We start from the raw sequence: 16,606 nt of genomic DNA, 5'->3' as shown, positions 1-16,606 counted from the left end.
TCAGCCTCCGTTCCGGCGGGGGTCTCGGATGTCGTTGAACCGCATACCGGCGACCGTCGCGGCGAGCACCAGCAGCAGGATGGCCAGCGACGGGAAGAGGGTCTGCCACCAGGCGATGGCGACCACCCCGCTGCGCTGGGCGTTGAGCAGGATCCGCCCCCACGACCAGGCGTCCGGGTCACCGAGGCCGAGGAAGCTCAGCCCGGCCTCGGAGATGACCGCCCGGGACGCGGTGAGCAGCACGCTGACCACGATCAGCGGTACCACCGCCGGCAGGATCTCCCGGGTGACGATCCGCCATCCGCTGGCGCCGAGCACCCGGGCCCCGTCGATGTACGGCATCGCGCTGACCACCAGCCCCTGCGACCGGATCAGCCGGGCCACCTCGGGCCAGGCGAAGACGCCGATGATCACGGTCAGCGTCCAGACGCTCGGGTTCACGATCGCGGCCAGCATGATCATCAGGGGCAGGGTGGGCAGCGCCAGCATCACGTCGGTGACCACCGTGCCGACCGCGTCCACCCGGCGGAAGTACGCCGACGCGAGCCCGATCGCCGTACCCAGCACGATGGCGATCAGCGAGGCCGCCACCCCGATCAGCAGGCTGGTCCTGGTCCCCCAGACCACCTGGGCGAAGATGTCCTGTCCGAGGTCGTCGGTGCCGAACAGATGCCCGCCGGACGGGGACCGGAGCACGTCCGGGCTGGTACCGCCCGGCTCGTCGGCGATCAGCGGCGCGAAGACCGCCAGCAGTACCATCACCACCAGCACCGCCGCCGCGAGCAGCCCGGACGGCTGCCGGAAGAACGTCCGCCACGCCGACCGGGTGCCGACGGCCGGCTCCGTCGCCGGAGCGGTCGCCGCCGCCTCCGCCTCGGTCACCAGCGGCGCGCTCATCGCGGTTGCCCTTCCGGGCGCGACGACGGAGCACGGCGGCCCGGCCCGCTGCCCGCGCTCACAGTCGGATCCTCGGGTTGAGGACCGCGTAGAGCAGGTCGGTAAGCGCGTTGGCGACCACCACGGTGATGGCGAGCATGATGAACGCTCCTTGCAGGACGGGATAGTCGCGTTGCCCGACCGCCTCGTAGATCAGCCGGCCGACGCCGGGATAGGCGAAGACGGTCTCGGTGAGTACGGCGCCGCCGACCAGGGTGCCGAGTTGCAGCCCCATCAGGGTCAGCGCCGGCAGGATGGCGTTGCGCAGGCCGTGTTTCCACAGTCGACGCCGCCCGGACAGGCCCCGCGCCCGGGCCGCCCGGATGTAGTCCTCGCCGAGGACGTCGATCAGGTTGGTCCGCAGGGTCAGCGCGTACGGGCCGAGTTGCACCAGCACCAGCGAGGCGACCGGCAGCACCAGGTGGTGTGCCAGGCTCAGGTAGGCGGCGAGGCCCCGGGTGTCCGGGTCGATCGCCCCGCCGATCGGGAACCAGCCGAGCCGGGCGCCGAGCCAGACCAGCAGCAGCATCGCCACGCTGGGCACGAAGAGCGCGTGCCCGGCGATGCCGAAGCCCTGGAGCAGCCGGTCGGGCCAGCGGCCCCGGTGTGCCGCCGCGTACACCCCGATCGGGATGCCGACGGCGATGGTGAGCAGGAACGCCACCCCGGCCAGCAGCAGGGTCCAGGGCAGCCGGTCGAGCAGGATGTCGCTGACCGGCTGGATCTGCCGGAACGAGATGCCGAAGTTGCCGTGCAGCAGTTCGCGCAGGTACGACACGTACTGTTCCAGCAGCGGCCGGTCCAGCCCGTACGTCTTGAGCAGCGCCGCCCGCATCTCCGGCGTCATGTCCCCCTCGACCATCAGGGTCGTGGGGTCCCCCGGCAGCAACCGGAGCAGGAAGAACGTCGCGGTGATCGCTATCCAGACGGTCAGTACGGCCTTCAGCGCCCGGTTGAGCACGAAGCGTGCCACGTGGGGGACCCCTCCCTTCTACGTCGTCGCGCCGGTCAGCCGACCGGCTTGACCTGGGCCAGCGAGTACGCGGTGACCATGCCGAGCAGGTCGGACGGCGAGGCCACGAAGCCGGTGAACTTGCTGGCGTTGTAGGCGAACTGGAAGTTCTCCACGTAGAGCGGCGTCAGGTACGCCTGCTCGTGCACCACCTTGTCGATGTTCTTGATCTTCGTGGCGAACGCCGCCGGGTCGGTGGTGCCGGCCGCATCGTCGATCAACCGGTCGATCTCCGGCGACTTGAGCAGGTTGTAGTTGATCCCGCCCGGGTTGCTGGAGAGGTAGGTGCTGCGGAGCTGGTCCATCGGGTTGTCGAAGACGCCCCACTGCGACGCGTCGATGTCGTACTCGCCGTCCTTGGTGCGGGACAGGAAGGTGTTCCGCTCCACGCACTCGTTGGTCAGCTTGATGCCGGCCTTCGCGGCGCTCTCCCGGAAGAGCTGCACCACCCGGGTGATGTTGGCGTTCGACTGGTCGCAGGCGACGCCGAGGTCGAGGCCGTCGAAGAGGCCGTCACCGTCTCCGTCCTTGTAGCCCGCCGCCGCCAGCTTGGCCTTCGCCCCGGCCGGGTCGAACGGGTACGGCTGGATCTCGGTGTTGTCGTAGTCGGCGAAGATCGGCGAGATCGGCCCGGACATCTCCCGGGCGTCGCCCTGGAGTACCGACGAGATGATCGACTTGGTGTCCACCGCCATCGACAGCGCCTGCCGGACCTCCTGCCTGGCCAGGTCCTTGTTGTTCATGTTGTAGGTCAGGTGGGCGAAGCCGAGCGCGCCGACCTTGGCCAGCTTGATCTTCGAGTCGTTCGCGAAGGTCTTCGCCGCCGACGCCGGTACCGGGGTGCCCATCAGGTCGATGTCGCCGTTGCGCAGCGCCAGCATCATCGTGTTGACGTCCGGGTAGAGCCGGAACTCGACCTTGCCGACCGCCGGCTTGCCGCCGGGCGCCAGCGGGTACCTGTCGTTGCGCTTCATCACGTACCGCTGGCCCTTGGTCGCGCTCTCCAGCACGAACGGCCCGGCGCCGACCCAGTTCGAGTCGTTGGCGAACTTCGACAGGTCACCGGCGCCCTCGAAGATGTGCTTCGGCACGATCGACATCCAGAACCCGACGCCCTCGGCGAACGGTGCGTACGGCTGGGAGAGGTGGAACTTCACGGTGGTCGCGTCCGGTGCCTCGATCGAGGTGACCCAGGTCAGCTTGGCCGCCACGTTGCCCAGCTTGTACTTCATGATCGACTCGGCGCTGAACTTGACGTCCTCGGCCACCACCGGCTTGCCGTCGGTCCAGGTGAAGTCGTCGCGCAGCGTGAAGACCGCCGTCTTGCCGCCGTCGGTGTAGGTGTATTCCTTCGCCAGCTCCGGCGCCTTCTTGGCGTTCTCGTCGATCCGCAGCAGGTGCGGGTACATCGCGTTGAGGATCCAGGAGTCGGTCTTGCTCAGCGACTGGAGCGGGTTGAAGTTCGACACGTCGGTGGTGGTGCCGACCCGCAGCACCGCGTCGCCGCCGGAACCCTCACCGGACGACGAGTTCCCCTCGTTGAGTCCGCACCCGGACAGGCCGAGCGCGGCTGCCGCGCCGAGCGCGACGGCAACCCGCCACCGGCGGGTACGGCCGGAAAATGTCCTGCTCACCAAACCTCCCGAAGAACGCGAATGATGTTGCCGCCGATGACCTTGGCGATCTCGTCGTCGGAGTAGCCGTGCGTGACCAGCCAGCCGACGATGTTGCTGAAGCACTCCGCCGGGTTCTCCAGGCCGGAGACGTACGGCACCCGGGGGTGGTCGACGGCGCCGTGCGCCTTGCCGATCGCCAGGTGGCCGGTGAAACTGTCGTGCAGTCCGACGTGGTCACCGAAGTTGGTGTCCGGGCCGAACGCCACGTGGTCGATGCCGACCAGGTCGACGCAGTAGACGAAGTGGTCCATCACCGACTCGATCGAGTGGTGCGGGTGCGCCTGCGAGAGCGTGGTGTGCGGGGCGGCCTCGATGCCGATCACCCCGCCCCGCTCGGCGCAGGCCCGGATCACGTCGTCCGGCTTCATTCGGGGGGTGTTCCAGACCGCGCGGGCTCCGGCGTGGGTGACGAAGACCGGCACTCGGCTCGCCTCGATCACGTCCAGCGAGGTCTGGTCGCCGGAGTGCGACACGTCGATGGCGATGCCGAGCCTGTTCATCCGGTCGACCGCGCGCCGACCGAAGTGGGTCAGCCCGCCGTCCCGGTCCTCGGAGAGCCCCGAGCCGAGCATGTTCGCCTGGCTGTACGCGATGCCCATCTGGCGTACGCCGAAGCCGTACAGGATGTCGATCCGGTCCAGCTCGTTCTCGATCATCGTGGCCGCCTCCAGCCCGGCCACCAGGGCGAGCTGGCCGTTGCGCTTGGCGGTGAAGATTTCTTCCAGGGTGGTCGCCACGACCACGTAGTCCTGCTTGGCGATGTCGGCGAAGCGCAGGCCGATGTCGTAGATGACGTCGTCCCACTTCCAGGCGTGCTCGCTGGTCACGCAGCCGGTGCCGTTCATGAAGTTGTCGAACACCGCGGTCATCCCGGACCGGGCCAGGCCCTCGAACCCGAAGGAGTTGCGTCCGGTCCGGTTGTAGTCCCGTAGCTGGGTCACGTCGGCCGGCAGGATCTTGGGGTGTTCGTGCAGCGAGATCGCGGTGTGCTCGCGCAGCAGCCGGGAGACCCGGTCGGATTGGTCGTCGGTCAGGCCGAGATCGTGGGCGGGCACCCGACCGAGTTGTGGGGCCAGGTCGAACACCTTGAAGTCGACCTGCGGGGTCAGATAGTCGAACGACCGGTATCCCGCATAGCGGGAAGCACGTTCCTGCACTAGTCAGCTCACCTCGGAACACTCAGAGGCATGAGGATGGAGGTCTGACCTCCTGCCTTTCCGGGACCGTACGCGAGAACCTTGCGCATTGGGAAGATCTCGTGATCCGACCGTTATCTCTTCTGTCGGCGGTTGTTGGCGACGGAATCTGCTGGTAGCGGCGTTGGGAAGGCCGGTTCCACGCGGGATCGGAGGCTCGGTCGACCGGGTTCGGGGTGGGCGTGGATCGTGGAGATCAACTGTCCGGAGGTCTGACCACTGCCGGAAAGGGGTGTCGGGCAAAGCCGTTCGTCCAGCCCCTGCCTCGGCTCGGCGCCACATGATGGGACCGGTGCGGGACCGAGGTCGGCGGGTCCGGAGGGCGGGTCCGACCGGACTGGTCCCGCACTCGAACTCGGCGTCGGCGTCGTCCACCGGTGCCTGCGGCCCGCCCGGTCGACTGCGGCGATGGCGGAAATCGTCAGTGACCTGTCATTGCTGCCAGCTCCGGTGCCGGAAACGATGGCCGGGTGGACGTACGCCGGATCGTTTTCGTGATCTTCCCGAGGTTCCAGGTGCTCGACCTGACCGGCCCGCACGAGGTGTTCGCGCAGGCCGAGCGGCTGGCGGCGGGCTACCGGCTGGAGACGGTCGCACCACTGCCCGGACCGGTCACCGCCAGCGGCGGCCTGACCGTCACCGCCGACCTCGGCGTCGACGACTGCGTCGGACCGATCGACACCCTGGTGGTGGCCGGCGGCCGGGGCCGCGCCGAGGCGTGCGACGACCGGCGGCTGATCGGCTGGCTGGCCGGCGCCGCCAGCCGGGCGCGGCGGGTCGCCGGGGTGTGCGGCGGAGCGTTCCTGCTGGCCGAGGCGGGACTACTCGACGGCCGGCGGGCGGTCACGCACTGGGGGAGCTGCGCCGAACTCGCCCGCCGGTATCCGACGGTGACGGTCGAACCGGATCCGATCTTCGTCCGCGACGGCGACGTCTGGACCTCGGCCGGAGTCACCGCCGGGATGGATCTCGCACTCGCCCTGGTGGAACAGGACCAGGGCGGCGAACTGTCCCGGACCATCGCCCGACAACTCGTCATGTTCGTCCAGCGGCCCGGCGGCCAGGCCCAGTTCAGCACCCAACTCGCCGCGCAGCGGCCGGCTCGACCCGGGCTGCGCCAGCTCCAGGCGTGGCTGGCCGAGCACCTCGCCGACGACCTGAGCGTGCCGGCCCTCGCCGCCCGGGTCGGAATGAGCGAGCGGCACTTCGCCCGGGTCTTCCACGCGCAGACCGGACAGACCCCCGCCGCGTACGTCGAGTCGGTCCGGATCGAAGCCGCCCGACGGCTGCTGGAGACCACCGACACCCCACTCGGCCCCGTCGCCCGGAACTGCGGATTCGGCACGGTCGAGACGATGCACCGCTGCTTCCGACGCACGATCGGGGTCACCCCCGGCCAGTACCGCCACCACTTCGGCTGAGAGGAACACCATGCGGATCGTCATCCCGCTCTTCGACCGGTTCACCGCGCTCGACGCGGTCGGCCCGTACGACGTCCTGAAACTGCTGCCCGGTGCCGAGGTGGTGTTCGCGGCGACCCGTACCGGTCCGGTCCGCAACAACGTCGGCAGCCTGGCCCTCACCGCCGACGCCGCCTTGGACGAGATCGACTCCTGTGACGTGCTGATGGTGCCCGGTGGCGCCGTCGACGCCTACCTGGCGGGCGGGCCGCTGCTGGACTGGATCCGCCGGATGCACCAGCACACCCGGTGGACCACCTCGGTCTGCACCGGATCCCTGCTGCTCGGCGCCGCCGGACTGCTGCACGGGCGGACCGCCACCACGCACTGGCGGCGCACCGAGATGCTGGAGTCCTTCGGCGCCACCTACACCGCACACCGGGTGGTCACCGACGGAAAACTGGTCACCGCCGCCGGAGTCTCGGCCGGGATCGACATGGCGCTCACCCTCGCCGCCCAGGTCGCCGACCCGACCACCGCCGAGGCGATCCAGCTCGCCATCGAGTACGACCCGCAGCCGCCGTTCGACGCCGGCTCCCCGGCGAAGGCGTCCCCGGCGGTCCGGGCCCGATTCGCCGCCGGACTGCGCTGAGTCCGGCGGCGGACTGTCCCCCGGTCGAGACCGGGGACGGCCGGTTCGTGCTCGACCCGGCCGGTTCGTGCTGGACCCCCGGACGCTTCGTGCTGGACCCGGACGCGCCGACCTGCCGGATTGCCCGGGACAGCGGTCGACCGAGCGGTGTGCCGGGCGTCGCGCGGTTGCGGCCGGGGGCGGGATCGGTGGCTGTCAGCCGGCCGGGTACGGCTCGTCGTCGGGCGGGACGAGGGCCGAGACCGGGCGGTCCGGATCCGTGGCGACCAGGCTCAACAGGAGCGCGAGGTCACCGAGCAGGTGTACGACGGTCTCCGGTCCGAGCCGGCGGCGGTCGTACCTGGCATGCAACCCGAGCCGGTCGCCCGGTACGACGAGCAGGGTGAACGGGTGCCGCGACGCTGCCCACCGACCGTCGAAGCGTACCGAGAGGGTCGACGCGTCGGCCGTGCCGGTGAACAGGTCGTTGTCCATCGGATAGGTCTCGAAGTCGAGCACGCTCTCGTACAGCGGCACCCCGGCGGGTGGCCCGGCCCAGCTCCGGAGCAGTGCCGGCGGCACGTGGTCGAACGGGCGGGTCAGCGACTGCCGGGCCTGCAACCCCCGTAACCACACCCCGACCGGCTGGTCGGGACGGATGCGTACCCGAAGCGGCAGGGTGTTGACCAGCGGCCCGACCAGGGTCTCGGTCGCCGCCGGGCCGGCTCCCCGGCCGGCGACGGTCGAGCCGATGACGACGTCGTCGACGCCGTCCCGGACCGAGAGCAGCCGGGCCCAGCAGCCCTGGATCGCGGTGTTGAGCGTGATCCGCTGCTGGCCGGCGGTCTCCTGCAGCAGGTAGGTGTCGTCGCTGGTCAGTTCGAGCGAGTCCTCGCCGTACGCGTCGGCTGGGTCGCCGCTCCAGTCCGGCGGGTCGCTCTGCAACGGCCTCGGCACCGGTCGACCGGACAGCTCGGCACGCCAGAACTCCTCCGCCTCGGCGAGGTCGTGCGCGGCGGACCAGGCGACGTGGTCGCGGAACGGCATCGGCGTCGGCAGTGCGGCATCCCGGCCTTCGAGCGCCGCCCGGTATTCCGCCAACACCTCGCGGAGCAGGATCGGCAGGCTCCAGCCGTCGACGACCAGGTGGTGCGCCGTCCACACCAGCAGGTGTTCGGTCTCGGAGACCCGCAGCAGGGCGAACCGGGACAGCGGCGGAGCGTCCAGAGTGAAACCCTGGGACCGGTCGGCGACGAGGAACTCGGCGAGGCCCCGGCGACGCTGGCAGGCCCGGATCGTCCGCAGGTCGTCAAGGTGCCACCTGGGCGGCGGCGTCTCCACCGTGGCCACCTGGGCGGCGGCGTCGGCATCGTCGCGGACGAACCCGCTGCGCAGCACCTCGTGCCGGGCGATCACCCGGTGCCAGGACTGCTGGAACTCGGCGACCCGCAGCCGGCCACGGATGACGAGCCGGACCTGTTCGAGGTCGGTCGCCGGATCCGTCTCGCCGGCCGCCCGACGGAGGATGCCGCGCTGGACCGGCGAGAGTGGATAACTGTCCCGTACGTCCACCGGGCTGGTCATCCCGTCACCTCCAGGGGGCGGGTGGCCGGGTCCGGGAACTCGGCGGCGACCGCCGGGCCCGGGACCGTCCGCACCCGCGATGCGAAGAGAACTGAGCGGCTCATGTGGGCAGTGACAACTCCCTGTCTGAGCAACTGCCGGTTGGGGGACGACGTCACGCACAGACATGGAGATCCATGATTCGACGCCGAGTGTCGCCGACGTTACCAGGGGTGGCGCGGCGCTGTCTCCCCGCCGCGCGCCCAGTTGGGTTCGCTCGGTTTTCGTCGGAATTGCCGGCGTCGCGCGTTCTGGCCTCCAGAATAAACGCGCCTGTGGATCATGTTCCAGTCACCCAGTCACCCAGCCGTCGAGGCGTCGAGGCACGGCGACGTCGGGTGGTACCGCTGGCGATCGGGTCCGCCGCCCTGCTCGGCGCCGCCTGCCGCGCGATCCGCACGGGTGCGCTACTCCGGCTGCTCCGACGTGTCCGACGTGCCGGCGAGGTACTGGCGCCAGGTGATCCGTCCCCGGTCGCCGGTCGACGGGACGAGCGCTCCCGCGCGGAACGATCGGCCGAGCCGGCCCGGCACGGGTACCCGGAGCAGTGGCCGCCGGATCCGCCGGGCGGCGAGCCAGTCCCGGAACAGTACGCCCGCGCCCAGCACCACCGGCCCGCCGAACTCCTCGGTGGTACGGCCGGGCGGGGCGGTAACCCGACGCCGGAGGTGCGCGGCGACGTCGGCGACATCGACCGGCTGGACGGTGATCTCCGGATCGACGGGTAGCACCGGCAGCCGGGGCAGCCGGGCCATCGCCCCGGCCAGGAACTCGTGGAACTGGGTGACCCGGAGCACCGTCCAGGGCACCGGCCCGGCCGCCACCAGCGACTCGGCCTCGATCTTCATCCGGAAGTACGGCCACGGCACGCGGTCGGCGCCGACGATCGACAGGTACACCAGGTGCCGTACCCCGGCCCGGCCGGCGGCCTCGACCAGCCGGCGGGTGCCGACCACGTCGACCTGCCGGGTGTAGCCCCGTTGGTACGGCGCGGACGCCAGGTGGACGATGGTGTCGACGCCGTCGACCGCGTCCGGCAGGCCGTCTCCGGTCGCGAGGTCGAGCCGGATCCGGTGGACGTCGCCACCGACGCCCGACGGACCCGCCGAGGCGGGTTCCCCGGCCGGGGCCCGGCTCGCGGCCCGTACGGTGTGCCCGGCCCGGGCCAGCTCCGGGGTGAGTACCCGGCCCAGTCGGCCGGTGGCCCCGGTGATCAGGATGTTCATCGCAGTCTCCGCCTGTCGTCAGATCGGTCCGGACCGGCGCGTCGGCGGCCGGTCACGGAATCCGTCGCGGAAGGGACGGGGGAGCGCCGACCGTTGTGACCGGCGGGCCGGACGGGCGCGCGGCCAGCGCGTAGCCTGTCCGGGTGACCGGAGCGCCGCAGACGGAAGACCGAGCCCCCATCCCCACCGCGGCGCTGTTCGACGCACGGTTCCTCGCCGACCCCTATCCGGGGCTGGCGGCCCTGCGCACGGCTGCCCCGGTGCACCGGCTGACCCTGCCGGACGGTGCGAACGTCTGGCTGGTCACCCGCTACGCCGACGTACGGGCCGGGTTCGCGGATCCCCGGCTGTCGTTGGACAAGGCGAACTCCACCGACGGCTGGAAGGGCTTCTCGCTGCCTCCGGCGCTGGACGCCAACCTGCTGAACATGGACCCGCCGGACCACACCCGGATCCGCCGGCTGGTCCGGCACGCCTTCGGGCCGCAGCGGATCGCCCGGCTGCGACCGAAGATCGAGGCGGCGGCCGAGGCGCTGCTGGACCGGATGGCCCCGGCCGGCCGGGCGGACCTGGTCGCCGAGTACGCCGGGCCGCTGCCGGTCACCGTCATCTCCGACCTGCTCGGGGTGCCGGAGGAGGATCGGCCCGCACTGCGCGGCTGGACCGACACGATGCTCGCCCCGCCGGCCGACGATCCGCGCGCGGCCGGCCGGGCGGTCATGGCGATCCAGGACTTCCTGGTCCGGCTCATCGCCGACAAGCGGCGCGACCCGGGCGACGACCTGCTCACCGCGATGATCGCCGCCCGGGACACCGACGAGGACGACGCAACCTCCGCAGCCCTTTCTTCGCCGAGATTCTCGACCGCCGCACCGACCACCTCGCCGACGCCGACCACCGCCGAGGCCGGCGGCAACGGCTCACCGTCCCGGGTCGGCGTGCCCGGCGCCGACGGGAGCGCACCGCCCAGGCAGGACGGCGGCGACCGGCTCAGCGAGGACGAGCTGACCTCGCTCGCCTTCCTCGTACTCTTCGCCGGCTACGAGAACACCGTGCACGTGGTCGGTTCCGGGCTGCTCGCCCTGCTGCGCAACCCGGAACAACTCGCGCTGGTACGGGCTGGCGTCGAGCCGTCGACGGCCGCCGTCGAGGAACTGCTCCGGTACGAGCCGCCGGCCACCGTCGCGCTGCGCCGGTTCGCGCTCACCGACATCACGATCGGCGGGGTCACCGTTCCGGCCGGGGCGACGGTGCTGCTCTGCGTCGCCGCCGCCAACCGGGACCCCGAGCGGTTCGCCGACCCGGACGCGCTCGACCTGACCCGGCCGGACAACGGGCACCTGACCCTCGGACACGGCATCCACTACTGCGTCGGCGCGCCGCTGGCCCGGCTCGAGGCGCAGATCGCGATCGGGGCGGTGCTGCGCCGGTTCCCGAAGCTGGCCCTGGCGGTCGACCCGGCCGAACTGGCCTGGCGGCCGTCGTTCCGGACCCGTGGCCTGACCAGCCTGCCCGTCACCTTCTGATCCAGAGCTCGTGGCCTGAGTAGCCCGCCGGTCACCTTCGGCCCCCCGACCCGTCCGGCTGATTCGAGACCGTGTTGCCGATCGAACCCGTCCGGCTTCGAACCCGCCTGGCTTCGGACCCGTCTGGTTGATCGAACCCCTCGGTGCCGTCACTCGTACCGAACGAGGTCGGTCGCCGGGGTCCGGGCCAGCCGGTGCGCGGCCAGTACGCCCGCGAGCGCTCCGGCCAGGGCGGTCGCCGGAACGGTGCCGGCGAGCAGCGCGCCGGCCGGGGCTTCGGCGAGCCCGGGACCGGCGCCGATGCCGGTCATCACCTGGTCGGTGAGCAGGTGGAACGCCAGCAGGCCGATCGGGAGCCCGACGAGCGCGGCGGCCAGGCCGAGGGCGGCACCGCCGGTCGCGGACTGGGCGAGGGTCTGCCGGACGGTGAACCCGACCGTGCGGAGCACCCCGAGGGTCCGGGACCGTTCCCGGGCACCGGTCAGCAGCGCGGCGGCCAGGTTCGCCAGGCTGACCACCAGGACGAGCGCGGCCAGCAGGCGCATCGCCACGGTGAACATGCCGAGGTCGGCGGGGTCGGACTCCCGGGCGTGCACCGCGACTTCCGGTCCGAGCCGGTCGCGGAGGGCGCCGGCCAGTGTCTCCGGCGTACCGGTCGGACCGGCCGAGACCAGGTACGCGTCCGGCGCGACGCCCGGCAGCATCTCCGCCCGGTACATCAGGATCTCACCGGTGTCCTCGGTCTCGCTGTACCAGCCGACGATGGTCAGCGTCAGCGGCGTCTCCCCGGCCCGGACCTCGACCGTGTCGCCGACCTGGAGTCCGAAGCGGCGCAGCAGGCCGTAGCCGGCGATCGCCTCGCCGGGTGCCCGTAGCGGCCGGCCCTCGCGCACCAGGAACCGTGCGGCGGCGGGGTCCCCACCGATCGCGCGGGACAGGAACGTCTGGTCGCCGAGGGTGGTCCGCCGGTCGAGCTGGCTGTACCAGCCGGCGGCGCCGGGTGTGCCGGCCAGCGCGGCGGTCAGGGTGGCCGGGTCGGTGCCGTCGGCCACGACGACCGCGTCGTAGGGGTCGCCGGCCCGGCCCGGCTCGGCGATCATCCGGTCCATGGTGGCGGTGAAGCCGACCCCGACGACGACCGCCGCCACGGCGACCGCCAACGCGGCGGCGGTCAGCGCCGACCGCCCCGGCCGGGTGAGTACGGCACCGAGGCCGTACCGGTAGGCGGGGCCGAGCCGGAGCCGGTCCAGCAGTCGGGTGACCCGGGCCGGTGCCGTACCGCGCGGCGGGGCGTTGCGCAGCACGTCGGAGACCGGCTGTCGGGCGGCCTGCCAGGCTGGCAGTACGGTGGCCGTGGCGAGCACGGTTCCGACCAGCAGGGCGGAGCCGAGCAGCGACAGCGGGGCGATGCGCAGCTCCGGCCGGCCGACCGCCCCGCCGAGACCGACCTGGAGGAACGGGGCGAGCAGGGTGCCGGCCACCCATCCGGCGAGTACGCCGGCCGCACCGAGCAGCAGCGCCTCGGCGACCAGTCCGGTGATGACCTGTCGGGTGGTGTAGCCGACCGCCTGGAGCAGGGCGACCTCCCGCCGCCGGGCCAGCAGTCGGGCGGTGGCGGTGCCGGCGACCACGAACGCGGCGGCGAGCAGTACGAAGATCCCGAAGCCGGCCAGCGAGGCGCCGAAGATCCGGTCCCGGATGAGGATGTCGTCCCGGGTGTCCGGCCACGGCTGGACCCCCTCGACGCCCGCGCGGATGCCGAGGCGGGCGGCCACCGCGTCGGCCTGCCCGGGGTCGACCAGCCGGCCGACGAGCAGCGCCGCCCGCGTGTCCGGCACCGGCTCACCCGTCCCGGCCGGTGGGGCGAGCGTGTCCAACGTCGCCGGGTCGACGAAGAGCCGGATCGGATCGCAGTCGGGATAGAAGCAGTCGGTCAGGTCGACCGCGGTGCCGACCACGGTCAGTGTCGCCGGCCGGCCGCCGACGGTCAGCCGGACCTGGTCGCCGGTGCGGATGCCGGCCCTGGTCGCGGCGGCCTGGTCGAAGACCACCTCCCCGGGTACGCCGGCCGCCGGCCAGACACCGCTGCGCAGCAGTGGCCGGCCCACCGGGGGAGTACCGGTGGACGGGGCCGCGATCCGGGCGTCGACCGGCTCCCCGTCGAGGGTCACCGCCCCGGCGAGGTACGGCGTGATCGGGGCGGTCGCCGCGAACGCCGGGTCCTGGCGTACCTCCGCCAGCGCCTCGGGGGTGCCGTAGACGACCAGGTCGGGTCGGCCGGCGTCGGAGTAGATCCGGTCGACCTCGGCGCCGCCCTGGCCCTGCACCGACAATCCGGCGACGACGCCGGTGGTGGCCAGCGCGGCGACCAGTACGGTGGCGATCGCCGTGGCCCGGTTGCCGCCGCGCAGGCCGGACCGGGCGAGCCGGAGGATGGCGGACACGGCTCAGCCCTCCAGGTTGATCAGGTTGCGCAGCGTCGGCCGGCCGGTCGGGCCGGACAGGTCCCGTTCGTCGGCGATCTGCCCGTCGAGCATCGTCACCACCCGGTCGGCGGCTGCCGCGACCCGGTGGTCGTGGGTGACGAGCACGATGCTCTGGCCGTCCTCGTGGCGTCTGCGCAGCAGGTCGAGCACGGTCTCGGCGGCGGCCGAGTCCAGCGCCCCGGTCGGCTCGTCGGCGAGCAGCACGTCGGGCCGGTGCACCACGGCGCGGGCCAGGGCCACCCGTTGCTGCTGCCCGCCGGAGAGTTCGGCCGGGGCGGCGTCGGCGGTGTCGGCCACCCCCAGTTCGTCGAGGGTCTCCAGGGCCCGGCGCCGGGCGTCGCGGCGGCCGATGCCCTGCAACACGAGCGGAAGCTCGACGTTGCCGGCCACCGTCATCGTCGGCACGAGGTTGAGGAACTGGAAGACGAAGCCCAGGTGCCGGCGGCGGAGCAGTGCCCGTTCGCTCTCCGAGCGGGTGTCCAGCCGCTGGCCGGCCAGCCACACCTCGCCCCGGTCGGGGCGGTCCAGCCCGCCGAGCAGGTGCAGCAGGGTGGACTTGCCACAGCCGCTCGGCCCGGTCACGGCGACCCAGTCGCCTGCGGCCACCTCGATCGAGACGTCTCGCAGGGCGGCGAAGTCCCGTACGCCGCCGTGGTAGGTGCGGGACAGGTCGCGGGCGCGGAGCAGCGGTTCACTCATCCCCGTTTTCCTTCCAGGAGGTCTTGAGTTCGATCTGCGCGAGTTGCTGCTGGCACGCCTCCAGCCAGCGCAGCTCGGCTTGCAGGTGCAGTGCGCTCGCCTGCACGAGCAGGCCGCTGACGCTTCCGGCGGTGGTGCGCGCCGCCTGCCGGTCGAGTTCCCGCAGCGCCTCCAGGCAGCGCTGCCGGTGGTGGGTGATCACGGTCCGTGGGTTCACGTCCGGTAGGAGGGGCGCGGCCAACCGGGCGGCGACCAGCCGGAGCAGCACGTCCGGTTTCACCAGTGGGGGATCGGAGGGGGCGGAGAGCCACTCGTGCAGCGTCGCCGTGCCGGACTCGGTGAGCCGGTAGACCTTGCGGTCCCGCCGGTCGCCGCCGGACTCGGCGGTGTGTGCGACCAGCCCGTCCCGTTCGAGCCGGCCGAGCGTCACGTAGATCTGGCCGATGTTGACCTCGCCGCCGGCGTCGGCGAACAGCTCGTCGTAGCGTCGACGCAGCTCGTAGCCGTGGGCCGGGCCGGCGGCGAGCAGGCCGAGCACAACGTGTTTCATCCACCGACCCCCTATGCCTAACGGTTAGAGTCTAACCGTTAGGCATGTCCCGTCAAGAGTCTCCGCCAGTGGTGACCGGCGGGCCGGTGCCACCGAGTCGCCGTGCGGCAGCGCCACGGGCGAGCGGCGGGCCGGGATCGCGCCGTACCGCAGTGGACGGTCGACGATAATTCCGTCCACCGGGCGGGCACGGCGGAAGGAGGGCGGATGACCAGGACGTCCAGGCAGCATCGACACCCCGGAGGTTCATCGTCCGGCCAACCGGTGCCCGACTGCCGGTCGCCATGGCGCGGTTGGATTCCAGGTCGATCCACGAGCGGGACCGCGCGCGGCAGCGCGACCCCGCTTCGACCGACGGGAGACGACCTTGGCACGTACCCTTTCCGCGCTCGGCCTCGCCGGCGCGTTGCTGGCGACCGCCGTGGCGGTGCCGACCAGCCAGGCTGCGGCACACGACGACCGGTCCCGCCCGGTGGCCGGTGACCGGCCGCTGGTGATCGCCCACCGCGGCGCCAGCGGCTACCGTCCGGAGCACACCCTGGAGGCCTACCGGCTGGCGATCCGGATGGGCGTCGACTTCATCGAGCCCGACCTGGTCTCCACCAGGGACGGGGTGCTGGTGGCCCGGCACGAGAACGAGATATCCGGTACCACCGACGTTGCCGTCCACCCCGAGTTCGCCGCCCGCCGGACCACCAAGACCATCGACGGTACCGCGGTGACCGGCTGGTTCACCGAGGACTTCACCCTGGCCGAGCTGAAGACGCTGCGGGCCAAGGAGCGGCTGCCACAGGTACGGGTGACCAACACCGCGTTCGACGGACAGCTCCCGGTGCCGACCCTCCAGGAGGTCATCGACCTGGCCCGTAGCGAGAGCCGGCGGCTGGGCCGGACCATCGGCATCTACCCGGAGACGAAGCACCCGACCTACTTCCGGTCGATCGGGCTGCCGCTCGAGGAGCCGCTGGTCCGGGTACTGAAGAAGAACGGCATGACCGACAAGAAGGACCCGGTGATCATCCAGTCCTTCGAGACCGCCAACCTCCGCAAGCTGAACCGGATGACCGACGTACGGCTGGCGCAACTGCTGGACGCCGCCGGTCGGCCGTACGACTTCGCCGTGGCCGGCGACCCGCGTACCTACGTCGACCTGGTCAAGCCGGAGAACCTGCGCTGGATCGACAGCTACGCCGACGGCATCGGGGTGAACAAGAACCTGCTGGTGCCCCGGGACGCGAGCGGGAAACTGCTCGCCCCGACCGCCGTGGTGCGGGACGCGCACCGGACCGGTCTGGTGGTGCACGCCTGGACCTTCCGGGCGGAGAACCAGTTCCTGCCGGTCGACTTCCGGATCGGTACCGACCCGAACGCCCGGGGCGACATCATCGCCGAGTACCAGCTCTTCTACGGACTCGGCCTGGACGGGGTGTTCAGCGACCACCCGGACACCGCCGTGGCGGCCCGGGCCGGCCTGTCCTGACCTGGTCCAGCCTGGCTTGACCTCTCCTGACCTGGTCTAACCTGGCTTGACCCCTCTCCTGACCTGGCTTGATCCGGTCCGACCTGGCTCGGCCCGTGCCGACCTGGCTCGGCCCGTGCCGACCTGGCTCGGCCCGTGCCGACCTGGCTCGGCCCGTGCCGACCT

Annotated in this window: 13 protein-coding genes; 4 read left to right on the top strand and 9 right to left on the bottom strand. The window is 71.9% G+C overall.

All coding sequences use genetic code 11. From position 1 onward, the window contains the following. The 4 genes from Pen02_RS31535 to Pen02_RS31520 are packed head-to-tail and all read right to left on the bottom strand — an operon-like array spanning position 1 to position 4,781. Complete coding sequence (locus Pen02_RS31535) at positions 1-897, bottom strand: ABC transporter permease (protein ID WP_203869803.1); 897 nt, start codon at positions 895-897, stop codon at positions 1-3. A 58-nt stretch (positions 898-955) separates the two neighbouring features. Next, the gene (locus Pen02_RS31530) at positions 956-1,909 is read right to left on the bottom strand and encodes an ABC transporter permease (RefSeq protein WP_203869802.1); all 954 of its coding nucleotides are present in this window, start codon (positions 1,907-1,909) and stop codon (positions 956-958) included. 35 nt (positions 1,910-1,944) lie between these two features. Continuing rightward, positions 1,945-3,582: an ABC transporter substrate-binding protein gene (locus Pen02_RS31525; protein ID WP_203869801.1), complete on the bottom strand. Its 1,638-nt coding sequence runs from the start codon at positions 3,580-3,582 to the stop codon at positions 1,945-1,947. Further along, positions 3,579-4,781, bottom strand: a complete 1,203-nt coding sequence (locus tag Pen02_RS31520; protein ID WP_203869800.1) for a dipeptidase — start codon at positions 4,779-4,781, stop codon at positions 3,579-3,581. Before Pen02_RS31520 ends, Pen02_RS31525 begins: the two co-directional genes overlap by 4 nt. A gap of 509 nt (positions 4,782-5,290) precedes the next feature. Here Pen02_RS31520 and Pen02_RS31515 point away from each other — a divergent pair. Beyond that, positions 5,291-6,241 carry a GlxA family transcriptional regulator gene (locus tag Pen02_RS31515; protein ID WP_239141616.1) on the top strand — a complete coding sequence of 317 codons (951 nt, stop codon included), beginning with the start codon at positions 5,291-5,293 and terminating at the stop codon, positions 6,239-6,241. A 10-nt stretch (positions 6,242-6,251) separates the two neighbouring features. Next, on the top strand, positions 6,252-6,872 hold the full coding sequence (locus tag Pen02_RS31510; RefSeq protein WP_203869799.1) for a DJ-1/PfpI family protein: 621 nt from the start codon (positions 6,252-6,254) through the stop codon (positions 6,870-6,872). A gap of 195 nt (positions 6,873-7,067) precedes the next feature. On the opposite strand, the gene Pen02_RS31505 is transcribed toward Pen02_RS31510, so the two are convergent. Both Pen02_RS31505 and Pen02_RS31500 read right to left on the bottom strand, forming a co-directional pair. After that, positions 7,068-8,435: a condensation domain-containing protein gene (locus Pen02_RS31505; protein ID WP_203869798.1), complete on the bottom strand. Its 1,368-nt coding sequence runs from the start codon at positions 8,433-8,435 to the stop codon at positions 7,068-7,070. A gap of 446 nt (positions 8,436-8,881) precedes the next feature. Further along, positions 8,882-9,700 (bottom strand): SDR family oxidoreductase, encoded by an 819-nt coding sequence (locus tag Pen02_RS31500; RefSeq protein WP_203869797.1) that lies wholly within the window; start codon positions 9,698-9,700, stop codon positions 8,882-8,884. A gap of 143 nt (positions 9,701-9,843) precedes the next feature. On the opposite strand from Pen02_RS31500, the gene Pen02_RS42130 reads away from it, so the two are divergent. Beyond that, positions 9,844-11,226, top strand: a complete 1,383-nt coding sequence (locus tag Pen02_RS42130; RefSeq protein ID WP_239141614.1) for a cytochrome P450 family protein — start codon at positions 9,844-9,846, stop codon at positions 11,224-11,226. Positions 11,227-11,375: 149 nt separating this feature from the next. Here the strand turns inward: Pen02_RS42130 and Pen02_RS31490 are convergent, their stop codons facing one another. The 3 genes from Pen02_RS31490 to Pen02_RS31480 are packed head-to-tail and all read right to left on the bottom strand — an operon-like array spanning position 11,376 to position 14,961. Further along, entirely contained in the window at positions 11,376-13,670 is a 2,295-nt protein-coding gene (locus Pen02_RS31490) for an ABC transporter permease (protein WP_203869796.1), read from the bottom strand. A 3-nt stretch (positions 13,671-13,673) separates the two neighbouring features. Continuing rightward, the gene (locus Pen02_RS31485; protein ID WP_203869795.1) at positions 13,674-14,411 is read right to left on the bottom strand and encodes an ABC transporter ATP-binding protein; all 738 of its coding nucleotides are present in this window, start codon (positions 14,409-14,411) and stop codon (positions 13,674-13,676) included. After that, positions 14,404-14,961 (bottom strand): PadR family transcriptional regulator, encoded by a 558-nt coding sequence (locus tag Pen02_RS31480; protein WP_203869794.1) that lies wholly within the window; start codon positions 14,959-14,961, stop codon positions 14,404-14,406. The genes Pen02_RS31485 and Pen02_RS31480 overlap by 8 nt, the downstream gene beginning before the upstream one ends. 367 nt (positions 14,962-15,328) lie before the next feature. On the opposite strand from Pen02_RS31480, the gene Pen02_RS31475 reads away from it, so the two are divergent. Beyond that, positions 15,329-16,441 (top strand): glycerophosphodiester phosphodiesterase, encoded by a 1,113-nt coding sequence (locus Pen02_RS31475; RefSeq protein ID WP_203869793.1) that lies wholly within the window; start codon positions 15,329-15,331, stop codon positions 16,439-16,441. The last annotated feature ends 165 nt before the right edge of the window (positions 16,442-16,606 follow it).

Source organism: Plantactinospora endophytica (genome assembly GCF_016862915.1).
In the GTDB taxonomy this organism is placed as follows: Bacteria; Actinomycetota; Actinomycetes; order Mycobacteriales; family Micromonosporaceae; genus Plantactinospora; species Plantactinospora endophytica.
The sequence above is the reverse complement of the archived record's forward strand: the minus strand, read 5'-3'. Positions and strand labels throughout refer to the sequence as shown.

Coding starts and splice junctions, on each gene's coding strand:
- Pen02_RS31480 (WP_203869794.1), bottom strand. CDS start 14,961: ATGAAACACGTTGTGCTCGGCCTGCTCGCCGCCGGCCCGGCCCACGGC.
- Pen02_RS31535 (WP_203869803.1), bottom strand. CDS start 897: ATGAGCGCGCCGCTGGTGACCGAGGCGGAGGCGGCGGCGACCGCTCCG.
- Pen02_RS31510 (WP_203869799.1), top strand. CDS start 6,252: ATGCGGATCGTCATCCCGCTCTTCGACCGGTTCACCGCGCTCGACGCG.
- Pen02_RS31485 (WP_203869795.1), bottom strand. CDS start 14,411: ATGAGTGAACCGCTGCTCCGCGCCCGCGACCTGTCCCGCACCTACCAC.
- Pen02_RS31500 (WP_203869797.1), bottom strand. CDS start 9,700: ATGAACATCCTGATCACCGGGGCCACCGGCCGACTGGGCCGGGTACTC.
- Pen02_RS31505 (WP_203869798.1), bottom strand. CDS start 8,435: ATGACCAGCCCGGTGGACGTACGGGACAGTTATCCACTCTCGCCGGTC.